Raw genomic sequence first — 13739 nt, forward strand, 5'->3', positions numbered from 1 at the left:
TTTTTGGAGCGCAAAATTGAGTTCGTTTTTTCCCACTCTTTTTGAATACAGCAAACGAGGATAATTTTTAAGAATTCTTCTCAAAATACAAACACAAACAACACAAAAAATGAATACAAATTCGTTTCAACGTAGACACATTGGTCCAGACTCAAAAGAGCAGGCTGCCATGTTATCAACCATTGGAGTTAACTCATTAGATCAACTGATTGATGAAACTGTTCCTGATCATATTCGTTTAGAAAAAGAATTGGATCTAGCGCCAGCAATGAGTGAATATGAATACCTAAGTCATATTCAAGAATTGGCCGCTAAAAATAAGGTCTATAAAAGTTATATCGGCTTGGGCTATCACGAAGCGATTATCCCTAGCGTTATTCAAAGAAACATTTTAGAAAACCCGGGATGGTATACTGCCTATACTCCTTATCAAGCAGAAATCGCTCAGGGTAGATTAGAAGCTTTGTTAAATTTTCAAACAATGATTTGTGATTTAACAGGCATGGAATTAGCCAATGCTTCTTTATTAGATGAAGGAACTGCTGCAGCAGAAGCCATGGCCTTGTTGTTTGACCTTAGAGAAAGAGATCAAAAGAAAAACAAGGTAAATAAATTCTTTGTTTCTGAAGAAATATTACCTCAAACATTATCAATTTTAAAAACCAGAGCTACTCCAATCGGCATTGAGTTGGTTGTAGGAAACCATGAAGATTTTGATTTTTCTACAACATACTTTGGAGCTATTGTTCAGTATCCAGGCAAGCATGGTCTTGTAATAGATTATACTGATTTTGTAGCAAAAGCATCAGAAAACAACATTAAAGTAGCTGTGGCTGCTGATATTTTATCGTTGGTAAAATTAAAAGCTCCTGCAGAATTTGGTGCAGCTGTTGTTGTTGGAACTACGCAACGTTTTGGAATTCCTTTAGGTTACGGAGGGCCTCATGCAGGGTTCTTCGCAACCAAGGAAGCTTACAAAAGAAGTATTCCTGGTAGAATTATTGGAATTACTAAAGATATTAACGGTGATAGAGCTTTGCGTATGGCATTGCAAACCCGCGAACAACACATTAAAAGAGAAAAAGCAACATCAAACATTTGTACAGCTCAGGTATTGCTAGCTGTAATGGCAGGAATGTATGCTGTATACCATGGTAAAGATGGTCTTCAATACATCGCAGACCGCGTACATGATGCAACGGTTTCCTTAGCAAATACCTTAGAAAAATTAGGAATCGAGCAAACAAACGCTTCTTATTTTGATACAATTTCTGTTAAAGCACCAGCTCAAAAAATAAAAGAAATTGCAGAGGCTAATCAAATCAATTTTAATTATATCGATGCAAACAACCTTTCTATTTCTATCAATGAAACTGTTGGGTTAAAAGAATTGAATGCCATTGTAGCGGTTTTTACAGAAGCTTTAAATTTACCAAGCACAACCATTGCTCAAATTAAAAATGGCAATGCCATCATAAAAAACTGTGAGAGAAACACCTCTTTCCTAGACCATGAGGTATTCAATACTTATCAGTCTGAAACTGATATGATGCGTTATATTAAAAAACTAGAACGTAAAGATTTGGCTTTAAATCACTCAATGATCTCTTTAGGTTCTTGTACAATGAAGCTAAATGCAGCTTCAGAAATGCTTCCTTTAAGCTATCCTAACTGGGGGAATATTCACCCATTTGTTCCATTAGATCAGGCGCAAGGATACCAAGAAGTATTAAAGAGATTAGAGCATCAATTAAATATCATTACTGGATTCTCTGGAACTTCACTTCAGCCTAACTCTGGTGCTCAAGGAGAGTTTGCTGGTTTAATGACCATTAGAGCTTATCATGAACACAATGGAGATGCTCATAGAAATATCTGCTTGATCCCTGCATCTGCTCACGGTACCAACCCTGCTTCTGCAGTGATGGCTGGTATGACAGTAGTGGTAACAAAAACAGATGACAAAGGAAATATTGACGTAGAAGATTTACGTGCAAAAGCCATTGCACATAAGGACAACCTTTCTGCTTTGATGGTAACCTACCCGTCTACCCATGGTGTATACGAAAGTGCAATTAAAGAAATTACCAAAATTATCCATGAAAATGGAGGACAGGTATATATGGATGGCGCAAATATGAACGCTCAAGTTGGATTGACAAATCCTGCAACCATTGGCGCTGATGTTTGTCACCTAAACTTGCACAAAACTTTTGCCATTCCTCATGGAGGTGGTGGACCAGGAGTTGGACCAATTTGTGTAGCGCCTCAGCTAGTTCCTTTTTTACCTGGAAACCCAGTAATTGCTACTGGAGGTGACAATGCAATCACAGCCGTTTCTGCAGCTCCTTGGGGATCTGCTTTGGTTTGTCTAATCTCTTATGGTTATATTACCATGCTTGGTGCAAAAGGCTTAACAGATGCAACTAAAAACGCTATTTTAAACGCCAATTATATCAAAGAGCGTTTAAGTGGTCACTACAAAACTTTATACACCGGCGAGATGAATCGTGCAGCACATGAGATGATCTTAGACTGTAGAGATTTTAAAAGCAATGGGATTGAAGTTGTAGACATCGCTAAGCGATTAATGGATTACGGTTTTCACGCACCAACTGTTTCTTTCCCTGTAGGCGGTACCTTAATGGTAGAGCCAACTGAATCTGAAAGTCAAGCAGAGCTCGATCGTTTTTGTGATGCTATGATTGCCATCAGAAAAGAAATAGAAGTAGCAACTAAAGAAGACAGCAACAACCCTTTAAAAAATGCTCCGCACACACAAGAATTATTAACTGCAGACACTTGGGAACTTCCATACAGCAGGAAGCAAGCTGCTTTTCCTTTAGACTATATTGCCGAAAACAAATTTTGGCCTACAGTTAGAAGAGTAGATGATGCCTTTGGAGACAGAAACTTAATTTGTTCTTGTAACCCAATTGAAGATTATATGTAAAACAGGTAGTTTTTTTATAAATTTTAAACCGCTTTTATGCTTTTTTTTAGCACAAAAGCGGTTTTTTTTTATTAGGTTGGCTGTGCTATTAGAATCAAATCTAAATGAAAAATGTTTAATACATTGTATAAAGTGTGGTTACAATACTACCTTTTGCTTCTTTTAATTGATAAGACACTAACTCTTTTTCTTCCTTAATTTTTAAATTAAAAGGAGAAGCTAATAAGTTTAACCCACTTTGTTTTTTTAGTCTAATTCCTTGACCAGAGACAATATCTTTATTGGGGACAAAATTTCCTTTTGGCAAATGCTCTGTTAAAATAATGTATTTATAATCAGTAAGTTTAGTAAGAATATTTTGCACTTCTTTATTAGAAAGATGTTGTAAAACTTGCCTTATTAAAGCACAATCTCCTTTAGGCAACTTATCTTTTGCAATATCTAAACAACAAAATTCTAAATTTTCTATTCGATATTTTTCTTTATGCTGCTTTATTAAACTAGGAACAATATCTACTGCAATATACTTTTGAGTGTGTTTTACAAGTTGCTTTCCAATATTAAAATCACCACAACCTAAATCACAAACTACAAGTGGATTTTTAAAAGCTGTTAAAAAACATTTAACAGCTTCTAGATATGGGTTTACAATTTCTGGTTGATGAGATCCTGCTCCAGAATAAAAATCAGTGCCATTATCTCCCCAAAGTTTCAGCTCATAAATTTGCTGCATAGCATCTTTTGTTGGCCAAGGCTTTTTTAATAATAAATTTTTCTCTTTTTGATGCTTCACAAATGACAACCTAATAGTAAACCTCTTCTAGACTAACAATTTTTTCATTTTTAGTTCTTCTAAAAACTTGACTTGCATTTAGTTCTTCAAATGATGAAACTCCCATCGCAGCAACAACATCTTTTAAAGAGAGAATCGTTTTCTCATGATAGTTTTTAACGCGAATGTTCTTCTTTTGTACCACTAAGGCTTTTACCAAGTCTGGATCTTGAGTTGCCACCCCAACAGGACAAGTATCTAAATTGCATTCTCTAGCTTGTATACAGCCTAAGCTTAGCATAAAACTACGAGCCATATTGATTGTATCTGCGCCTAAGGCCAATAATTTTACAATATCAAAAGCATCCACAGCCTTACCACTTGCAATAATTTTAACTTGGTTTTTTAAGTTGTATTTCTCACGCAATTTATTTACAAAGGTTAAGCCTTCTATTAAAGGGGTTCCTATATAATTGGTAAACTCCATTGGTGCAGAACCAGTACCTCCTTCTCCACCATCTACCGTGATAAAATCTGGATAATTTTTAGCCTCAGAAAAAGCTTTAAACATGTCTTCAATTTCGTCATTATCTCCAACACAAAACTTTATTCCTATTGGTTTGCCTTCAGACAACTCTCTTAGTTCCTGAATAAACCCAATGAGCTCATTATAATTAGAGAATGCAGAATGTCCTGGAGGTGAATCTACTTGAGTAAAGGGTTCTACAGAACGTATTTTTGCAATTTCTTCGGTGTTTTTTTTAGCAGGTAAAATACCACCATGACCTGGTTTCGCCCCTTGTGAAAACTTTATCTCTATCATTTTAACTTCTGGACGAATTGCATTTTCTTTAAAAATATCTGCATCAAATACGCGTTTGCCATCTACCGACTTACCAGCTCCAAAATATCCTGTTCCTACCTGAAAAATTAAATCTCCTCCCTGCAAATGATATGAAGATATCCCTCCTTCTCCTGTATTGTGAGCAAAATTACCTAGTTTGGCCCCTTGATTTAGAGCCATAATAGCATTTTTACTTAGTGATCCAAAGGACATTGCAGAAATATTGATCAGAGACCCTTCGTATTTTTGGGTACATTTATCTGACCCAAAAAGCACACGCTCTCCTTGTATTTGACGATGATCTTTTGGAAACAGAGAGTGTTTAACAAACTCATAGCCTTTAGCATAGACATTGTGTTGAGTACCAAAAGGAATGGTATCCTTCTGCAATTTTGAACGCTGATACACCAAGCTTCTCTTCTCTCTACTGATAGGAGTTCCATTTAAATTGTCCTCTATAAAATACTGTTGAATTTTATCTCTTTCTTCTTCAAAAAGCCAACGCAAACGAGCTACTAAAGGAAAAGCCCTTAACAATGAATGTCTTGTTTGCAAACTATCTTTAACACCAATAAGCAATAAAAGAACGCAAATTGACAATAAAATAATGGTTCCGATTTGCGGAATAAAATAAACCAAGATGGCTGACAACAATGTTGCACTAAATAGAACTGCTAAAATTGTATTTCTCATAAATATAAAATTTGAGTCTGATGAGTAGATCAAAAATACAATTTTAAGTGCTTGATATTATTTAGAATTGCTCTAAAAATTTGAGAGCATGATACTTGAAAAATAGTTTATTAAACAAAAAAAAGCCTCGAATTAACGAGGCTTTTTTATTTCTTAAAATTCTAAAGTTAGTCCTTTTTGAATTTTGCGTATTTGTTTTTGAACTTGTCAATACGACCAGCTGCATCAATAAGTTTTGATTTACCAGTGTAAAATGGGTGAGAAGTTCTAGAAATCTCCAATTTGATTAATGGGTAATCTACTCCATCAACATCTAAAGTTTCTTTTGTGTTTGCTGTAGAACGTGTTAAAAAAACATCGCCGTTAGACATGTCTTTAAATGCTACCATTCTATAATTTTCTGGATGTATCCCTTTTTTCATCTTAATATGCTTTTAATACTTTTATTTCCTAAATTTGTCAAAGAGTTAGCTTGGTAAATTCTGACTCTTAATATACTCAACAACTAATATTTAGCCATTTGAGGCTGCAAATTTAACGATATTTTTGAATATACAAACAAATAAATCGTTTTATTTGTGTAAAAATAATTGATAATGCATTCATACAAAACTATTCTTTCTTACGCTTTCGTTTTACTTTTTTTAACAGCTTGTAGTAATCGATATAATTTTACCTTAACAACTACAGCTAAGGTAGTCCTAAATCAAAAAGCAACAGCAAGCCTAACTGAAAAATCTGGAAAGCCAATAGATTCTGTTCAATTTTATGTAAACGGAAGAAAAATCCCATCAACAAACAACACAGCAAACATTGATACAAAGACCTTAGGAGTTGGTAAACATGTAGTTAGTGCTTTGGTTTTTTATCCTGAAAAAACAAAAAAAGTAAACAATTCTATAGAGGTTTTAGCAGACAAGCCTTATGATATTTACACCTATGAAATTGTCAATACTTATCCTCATGATAAAACAGCCTTTACGCAAGGTTTGGAATATCACAATGGTTTTATCTATGAAAGTACAGGAAGAAGAGGCACCTCATCTATCAGAAAAACAGAATTAAAAACAGGTAAGGTTTTACAAAAAGTTGATATAGATGATCGTTATTTTGGAGAAGGAATGACCATTTTTAACAATAAAATTTATTTTTTAACCTGGGAGTCTAAAATGGGTTTTGTGTACAACTTAGACACCTTTGAAAAAGAAGGGCAATTCTCTTATGGAAACAGCAGACAAGGCTGGGGAATGACTCACAATGGAACAGAATTGATAAAATCTGACGGAAGTTCAAAACTTTGGTTTTTAGATCCAGAGACTAAAGAAGAAAAACGCTCTATTAACATCTATACCGATAAAAACGGAATCAAAGATTTAAATGAGCTAGAATACATCAATGGAAAAATCTATGCCAATTATTGGAAAGAACCCCTAATAGCAATCATTAACCCAGATAATGGTGTGGTAGAAGGTATTGCCAACTTAGCCGGTTTACAAGAGCAAATTATTAAAGAAGAAAAAATTACTGATGGCGATGCAGTGCTAAACGGGATTGCCTATGACCAAGAGAACAACCGTATTTTTGTAACTGGAAAATTATGGGGCAAATTGTACGAGATAAAGCTGGTTAAAAAATAGACACTCGTTTGTTTTAAATCAGAAAAGCTACGAATCAAAGACTATGAGGTATACATTTTCTTTTATTGCATTGATTTTATTAATAGCGATGAGTTCTTGTCGAAAAGATTTTGAAACCATTCCAAACTTTGGCAGTTTGCATTTTTCTAAAGATACGGTCTATCTTGATACTGTCTTTAGCACGATTGGATCTAGCACTTACAATCTAAAAGTGTACAACAAAAGTTCAAAAGCAATTAGCATCCCTTCTATTGAATTAGCCAACGGCACGAGTTCTAATTATCGTTTAAATGTTGATGGAATCCCTGGCAAACAGTTTCAAGATATCGATATTTTAGCCAATGACAGCCTCTATGTTTTTATAGAAACTACTGTTGACGCCTCAAATATTACCAACCCACTCTATACCGATAAAATTGTATTTGACACCGGTGTCAATGCACAAGAAGTTACCTTGGTTACCTTGGTACAAGACGCTACTTTTTTATATCCTGGCAGAAACGCAAACACTTTAGAAATTGATTCTTTAGTGATCGGAGGAAACAAATTTTCACAAGGTCGATTTCTAAACGATTCTGAATTGATTTTCACCAATCAAAAGCCTTATGTTGTGTATGGTTATATTGGTGTTCCTAAAAACAAAACCTTACAAATTGATGCGGGAGCAAAGATTCATTTTCATCAAAACTCTGGTCTGATTGTAGACTCAAAAGCGAGTCTTAAAATAAACGGAACACTCACAGAACCAGTGATTATAGAAGGTGATAGATTAGAACCTAATTTTAGTGAGGTACCTGGCCAATGGGGAGCTATCTGGCTTCGTGCCGGAAGTACAGACAACCAAATAGATTATACTACTATAAAAAACGGAACCATCGGCATTCTTGTTGACTCTATTGGCAGCCCAACACTGCCAACCCTAAGCATTAAAAATTCTCAAATTTACAATCAATCTAGTTTTGGAATCTTAGGGAGAGAAACACATATCAAAGGGGAAAACTTAGTAATAGGAAACACTGGTCAAATTTCTTTGGCGGCAACCATCGGCGGTAAATATCATTTTACACACTGTACTTTTGCCAATTATTGGACAGGTAGCTTTAGAGATGATCCTGCTGTTTTGGTTACTAATTATTTTAACTACACCAACAGTAATAATCAAGAAATTACAGAGACTAGAGATCTAGTAACCGCTGACTTTATAAATTGCATTATCGATGGAAACAACAATATTGAATTAATTTTTGACAAGGCTGACGGCAGTCAATTTAACTATAGTGTAAAAAACAGCATGCTGCGCTTTAATGATGTAAACAACAATTTTACAGCTATCGCTGAGTTAGATTTTGAAGATCAAAACCACTACCAAAACAACATTCTAAACGGTACACCTAATTTTAAAAACCCTTTTTTAAACGACTTTTTTATTGGATCTGACAATAGCGGAGTTGGCAAAGCTGCTTTAAATGCTGCCCAAAGCATTCCTTTAGATTTGTTAGGAAAAGATAGAACTAGCTCACCAGACATGGGTGCATACCAGCACGGAACCTGGCTTAATGACTAAGTTGCTTTTTATACACTTTTCCTGCCTTCATCACAAACACAACGTTTTCCATGGTCTTTATGTTGGTTAAGGGATTGTCATCTACAGCGATAATATCTGCCAAAAAACCTTCCTTAAGTTGCCCTATTTTATTTTCCATTTGCAAAAGCATTGCATTGGTTAAGGTGGCCGATCTAATTGCATCTATAGCAGGCATTCCTACCTCTACCATATATGCAAACTCCTTTCCATTTGCTCCGTGTTTAAACACACCTGCATCAGTACCAAAAGCAATTCCAACTCCTTTTTTATAGGCTCTTGCAAAAGTTCCCTGAATTTGAGGCCCAACAGCCAACGCTTTTGGGACAACAATATCTGGGTAGAAACCTTTTATTTTAGCTTTCTCCTCAACCTCTTTACCCGCTGTGATGGTAGGTACCAAATAGGCATTGTGTTGTATCATCAAATCCATAGTTGCATCACTCATATAAGTTCCATGCTCAATGGTTTTAACCCCACCTATAATAGCTCTTTGCATTCCTTCATCTCCATGTGCATGAGCAGCTACAAACATTCCATAATCTTTAGCTGTCTGGCAAATTGCTTTTATTTCTTCTATGGTAAATTGAGGATTGTCTCCACTTTTAGCCACACTAAGCACTCCTCCAGTAGCAGTGATTTTAATCCAATCTGCACCATTTTTATAGCGTTGACGTACGGCTTTTCTTGCGTCAGCGACACTATTTACCACCCCTTCTTTAGGCCCTGGATCTCCTATAAGACTTCTTCGACTCCCATTAGTAGGATCTGCATGACCCCCAGTAGTTGCTAAAGATTTCTCAGCGGTAAATACTCTTGGTCCTATAATCTTACCTTCATTGATAGCTTTCTTAACAGAAACATTGACACCAGAACCTCCTAGATCTCTAACCGTAGTAAAACCTGCTTCTAAAGTGATCTTAGCAAAAACGCTGGCATTAAATGCAATATCTGCTTCATTTAAAATATAACCGTTTAATCTGGTATTTGCATTAAATTCATTTTCTATATGAACATGCATATCAATCAAACCTGGCATGACTACCTGATTTTTTAAATTGTACACTTTTGAAGTTCTGTCCTTAGGCTGCACATATCCATCAAAAACTTTAATAATTTTATCGCCTTCTACAACTAAGGTTTTCTTCTCTAATAGTGCTCCTGACTTCACATCCAATAATTTGCCACATAAAACATAGGTTTTTTGAGCCATCAAGCTGCTCATAGAAAATAGCAGCGCAATAAAAAGGAAGTATTTTTTCATGATTTGTGTTTTAGTATTTTATAAATGTATTAAAAAATGAGTAGATTGCCCCCTAAATTTGTTCGATTTTAATCATGAAAAATATCATCATCACAGGAACTAGCAGAGGAATTGGATTTGCCTTAGCCAACTATTTTGCCGAAGCCAATCATAGAGTTTTAGCACTTTCAAGAGACGCTAGTACTTTAAATGCCGTAGCGCACCCAAACATAACTGTCTTAGCAACTGATCTATCTGATGAAAAGCAATTAGATACTGTTGTTAACTTTGTAAGCACTAATTGGGATCATGTGGATATACTGATTAACAATGCTGGTAAATTAATTAATAAACCATTTGCAGAGCTCAGTGTTTCTGATTTTACTGAAGTCTATAAAGTAAACGTATTTGCGGTTGCTGCATTGACTCAAAAAATGCTTCCTTTTTTAAAAAGAGGTAGTCATGTTGTTACGATAAGCAGTATGGGAGGTGTTCAAGGAAGTTTAAAATTCCCTGGACTTGCAGCCTATAGTTCTTCAAAAGGGGCGGTAATTACACTTTCAGAACTCCTAGCTGAGGAATACAAAGAAGAAGGTATCTCTTTTAACGTATTGGCACTAGGCTCAGTACAAACAGAAATGCTAGAAGAGGCTTTCCCAGGTTATCAGGCACCCGTATCTCCTATAGAAATGGCAGCATATATCGCAGACTTTTCTTTAAATGGTCACCGTTTTTACAACGGAAAGATTTTGCCAGTTTCTAGTACTAATCCATAAAAACGGGCGGTACTTTTTTTATCTTTGCACAGGCTTATTAGACAATGAAAAAAAATTATGCAAACTACATACCCGAAAAAGCAATTCCCTTTGTACAGTTTTTAATAGAAGAGCATCATTTTACCTTAAAAATAGTCGACCAAAGACAAAGCAAACACGGTGATTTTAGAAAACTTCCCAATGGACAGTTTCAGATTACCGTTAACAACAACCTAAATAAATATCAATTTTTATTAACTCTGATTCATGAGATTGCCCATCATGTAACCTATCAAAAATTTGGGCATGTACAAGCACACGGGAAAGAGTGGAAAACTGTTTTTCAGCACTTAATGCTCCCTTTTGTACACCCAGAAATATATCCAAAACACATATTGCCTTTGCTAGCAAATTATTTAAAAAGCCCAAAAGCAAGTACAGATGCGGACGTTAAATTATCCTTAGCTTTTAAAGAATTTAGCAAAGAAACCGGAAAGAGTTTTATCTTTGAAGTTCCTAGGGGTAGCTTATTTCGATTTAAAGATGTAACTTACAAACGAGGAAACTTAAGAAGAACAAGAATTGAATGTTTAAATACAGCCAACAACAAGGTCTATTTATTCAATCAGAATGTAGAAGTATATGAAGAATAATTATTACGCAGTGATTATGGCAGGAGGAATTGGATCTCGATTTTGGCCTGTTAGCACCGAGAAAAACCCAAAGCAATTTCACGATATATTGGATACTGGAGAATCTCTAATCCAACGAACATTTAATAGAATAAACACACTTGTTAGCTCTAATAATATCTTTATCTCAACCAATGATCGCTATAAAGCATTGGTACAACAACAGCTTCCAAAAATTAGCAACGAGCAACTATTATTAGAGCCTGTAATGAGAAATACAGCTCCTTGTATTTTGTATGCTGCTTTAAAAATATACGAACAAAACAAAGATGCTGTTTTATTGATAGCACCTTCTGACCATTGGATTGATGATGAAAAAAAATTCATTCAAAATATAGAGACCTCAATGGAGGCTTGTGCAAAGAGTGATATTTTAATGACGCTGGGGATTAAACCAGACAACCCAAATACAGGTTATGGATATATTCAATTTGAAAAAAGTGCTTCAGAAATTAAAAAAGTAAAACAATTTAGAGAAAAACCCAACCTACAAACTGCTGAGTCTTTTTTAGCTAGCGGTGATTTTTTGTGGAATGCCGGAATCTTTGTTTGGTCGGCTAAAAGCATACTGAAAGCTTTTGAGCAACACTTGCCAGATATGATGCGCCTTTTCAATCTAGAAACACCTGTTTGGAACACTCCTTTAGAAAAAGAGTTTATTGAAAAAGAGTACCAAAATGCAGAAAATATTTCTATTGATTTTGGGATTTTAGAACGCGCAAATAACGTGTTGGTTCTACCCGTTGATTTTGGATGGAGCGACCTGGGAACTTGGGGTTCTTTACATAAAAAACTTACAAAAGACAACAATGACAACGCTGTTGTTGATGCCAAAGCTATTTTTAGAAACGCAAATGGCAACCTACTCAAAACCCAATCGGGAAAACGCGTGGTAATTGAAGGGCTTGACAATTATATTGTCGTAGAAAAAGATGACACCCTTTTAATTTGCCCACTAGCTTCTGAGCAACACATTAAAGAAATCACAAAAGAATTAAACGAAAAGTTTGGAAAGGTTGAATCTTAAATTTAGTTATCTTCTCTTTTTATAATCAACTCTTTTAACTGCATCTCATCTTTCATCCAATTAGAAAGCTCAAGTTCTTTTTGAGTTTTAATACTGTCATTTAAAGACGTATTCCACTTAACAATAACTAGAGGAATGGTATCTATCTTTATAAAATCTGAGGATGAAAGCAAGTTTGCAAAACCAAGCTTTTCTAGACTAAAATATCGAATTTTAGCATCCCTAGCGATACGACTAAACGCAATGGCTTTTTCATTATTAAGAGCAGATTTTTGCTCTATACTTTCATTTAAAAATGTTATAGTGTTTTTTAATTCATCAACTTCTGTTCGAAGACCTTCTATTATTTTTTTACTGTCTGCCAACTCTTGGCGCTTCTCTTGGTAGGCAGTGGTGATCAATTCAAAACTCTTTGTATCGCTGCCTTTTACAGCAACTTTATACTCTTTAAGAGCGTTGTATTTTTCATTATTAGCTAACTGATTGTTTAAGGCGTTTTGAGTAGCCTCATCTACCTCATTAAAAAAGCTCAGTTTAATTTTTTTATCCTCAATATCAGGCTCTCCGATTAATTGAAGGGATGAATTGCTTTTTACTTCGTTTTTGATAAACGCATTCATTTGATTGTTGATCGTGTTTTCTTTATAAACAGAAACAAAAGTGAAAATTGCAGGAATCATCACTACAATTGCCAAGGCTGAAGCTAGCTGAGCAGTACGTTTTCTCTTTGCAGAATTGATGTATTTGAGCATTGGAAAGCGCAATAACTTTAATACCAAAAAAGTTGCCAATGCAATAAAAATAGTATTGATGGTAAACAAATACATGGCGCCTAAAAAATAACTCATATTTCCTTGTGCCAATCCGTACCCAGCTGTACATAAAGGCGGCATCAATGCTGTGGCGATGGCCACACCAAAAATAACAGAAGCAACGGTTCCTTTTTTAGTACGTGCTACCATTAAAGCCAATCCACCAAAAAAGGCGATTAGTACATCTCGAATATCTGGACGAACCCTCCCTAGTAGCTCAGAATTATCTTCGCTTAAAGGAAAAATATAAAAAAACAAAAAGGCAGTAATCAAACTTAACACAATCATGGTTGCTAAATTGATTAAAGACTTCTTTAAGGTATCTATATCATTAATGGCAATAGACATACCAATCCCTAAAATAGGCCCCATAAGAGGAGAGATTAACATGGCTCCAATAACCACTGCTGTAGAGTTTGCATTTAAACCAATAGATGCCACAAATACCGCAAAGATTAAAATCCATGCTGTAGCTCCTTTAAAAGGAATATCGACCTTGATAGCCTCTATGGTTGCCTGATGATCTGTGTCTTGTCTAAAATCTAAGAGCTCAACCAAAAATTTCTTTACACCTTTAAAAAGACCTTTTGCGTCCTTTTTAATGTCTTCTTTGGTTTTTTCTACTTCGACATCTTGTTGAAGGTCATCTTTCTGATCTTGGGTCATAGATTAAATCTGTTAAATTGGTATTGGAAAGATACAAAAAAGAACAATATCTTTTTATAATGA

The 13739-nt window shown here is 35.1% G+C and carries 11 protein-coding genes; 6 read left to right on the forward strand and 5 right to left on the reverse strand.

The annotated features are described in order from the left end of the window. The first annotated feature begins 109 nt into the window (after nt 1–109). Nucleotides 110–2953 (forward strand): aminomethyl-transferring glycine dehydrogenase, encoded by a 2844-nt coding sequence (gene gcvP, locus WHC90_RS05265; RefSeq protein WP_188597444.1) that lies wholly within the window; start codon nt 110–112, stop codon nt 2951–2953. A gap of 115 nt (nt 2954–3068) precedes the next feature. On the opposite strand, the gene WHC90_RS05270 is transcribed toward gcvP, so the two are convergent. The 3 genes from WHC90_RS05270 to WHC90_RS05280 form a co-directional block, all read right to left on the reverse strand. Then, the gene (locus WHC90_RS05270; protein ID WP_229664866.1) at nt 3069–3746 is read right to left on the reverse strand and encodes a class I SAM-dependent methyltransferase; all 678 of its coding nucleotides are present in this window, start codon (nt 3744–3746) and stop codon (nt 3069–3071) included. A 10-nt stretch (nt 3747–3756) separates the two neighbouring features. Next, nucleotides 3757–5262 carry an FMN-binding glutamate synthase family protein gene (locus WHC90_RS05275; protein ID WP_188597445.1) on the reverse strand — a complete coding sequence of 502 codons (1506 nt, stop codon included), beginning with the start codon at nt 5260–5262 and terminating at the stop codon, nt 3757–3759. Nucleotides 5263–5429: 167 nt separating this feature from the next. Continuing rightward, on the reverse strand, nt 5430–5684 hold the full coding sequence (locus WHC90_RS05280; RefSeq protein WP_188597446.1) for a type B 50S ribosomal protein L31: 255 nt from the start codon (nt 5682–5684) through the stop codon (nt 5430–5432). 174 nt (nt 5685–5858) lie between these two features. Between WHC90_RS05280 and WHC90_RS05285 the strand changes: the two genes are divergently transcribed. Further along, nucleotides 5859–6899 (forward strand): glutaminyl-peptide cyclotransferase, encoded by a 1041-nt coding sequence (locus WHC90_RS05285; protein ID WP_188597447.1) that lies wholly within the window; start codon nt 5859–5861, stop codon nt 6897–6899. 43 nt (nt 6900–6942) lie between these two features. Beyond that, nucleotides 6943–8463 carry a hypothetical protein gene (locus WHC90_RS05290; RefSeq protein WP_188597448.1) on the forward strand — a complete coding sequence of 507 codons (1521 nt, stop codon included), beginning with the start codon at nt 6943–6945 and terminating at the stop codon, nt 8461–8463. Here WHC90_RS05290 and WHC90_RS05295 read toward each other — a convergent pair. Further along, entirely contained in the window at nt 8453–9745 is a 1293-nt protein-coding gene (locus WHC90_RS05295) for a metal-dependent hydrolase family protein (RefSeq protein WP_188597449.1), read from the reverse strand. The two genes, WHC90_RS05290 and WHC90_RS05295, sit on opposite strands and share 11 nt — an antisense overlap. Before the next feature lie 74 nt (nt 9746–9819). Between WHC90_RS05295 and WHC90_RS05300 the strand changes: the two genes are divergently transcribed. The 3 genes from WHC90_RS05300 to WHC90_RS05310 are packed head-to-tail and all read left to right on the forward strand — an operon-like array spanning nt 9820 to nt 12198. Continuing rightward, complete coding sequence (locus WHC90_RS05300; RefSeq protein WP_188597450.1) at nt 9820–10500, forward strand: SDR family NAD(P)-dependent oxidoreductase; 681 nt, start codon at nt 9820–9822, stop codon at nt 10498–10500. Nucleotides 10501–10544: 44 nt separating this feature from the next. Then, the gene (locus WHC90_RS05305) at nt 10545–11132 is read left to right on the forward strand and encodes a SprT-like domain-containing protein (RefSeq protein ID WP_188597451.1); all 588 of its coding nucleotides are present in this window, start codon (nt 10545–10547) and stop codon (nt 11130–11132) included. Then, nucleotides 11122–12198, forward strand: coding sequence for a mannose-1-phosphate guanylyltransferase (locus WHC90_RS05310; protein WP_188597452.1), 1077 nt, complete (start codon nt 11122–11124; stop codon nt 12196–12198). Before WHC90_RS05305 ends, WHC90_RS05310 begins: the two co-directional genes overlap by 11 nt. A gap of 2 nt (nt 12199–12200) precedes the next feature. Here the strand turns inward: WHC90_RS05310 and WHC90_RS05315 are convergent, their stop codons facing one another. Then, the gene (locus tag WHC90_RS05315; protein ID WP_188597453.1) at nt 12201–13676 is read right to left on the reverse strand and encodes a DUF389 domain-containing protein; all 1476 of its coding nucleotides are present in this window, start codon (nt 13674–13676) and stop codon (nt 12201–12203) included. Nucleotides 13677–13739: the final 63 nt, after the last annotated feature.

The sequence above is a fragment of the Polaribacter pacificus genome, from assembly GCF_038024035.1.
GTDB classification, from domain to species: Bacteria; Bacteroidota; Bacteroidia; order Flavobacteriales; family Flavobacteriaceae; genus Polaribacter; species Polaribacter pacificus.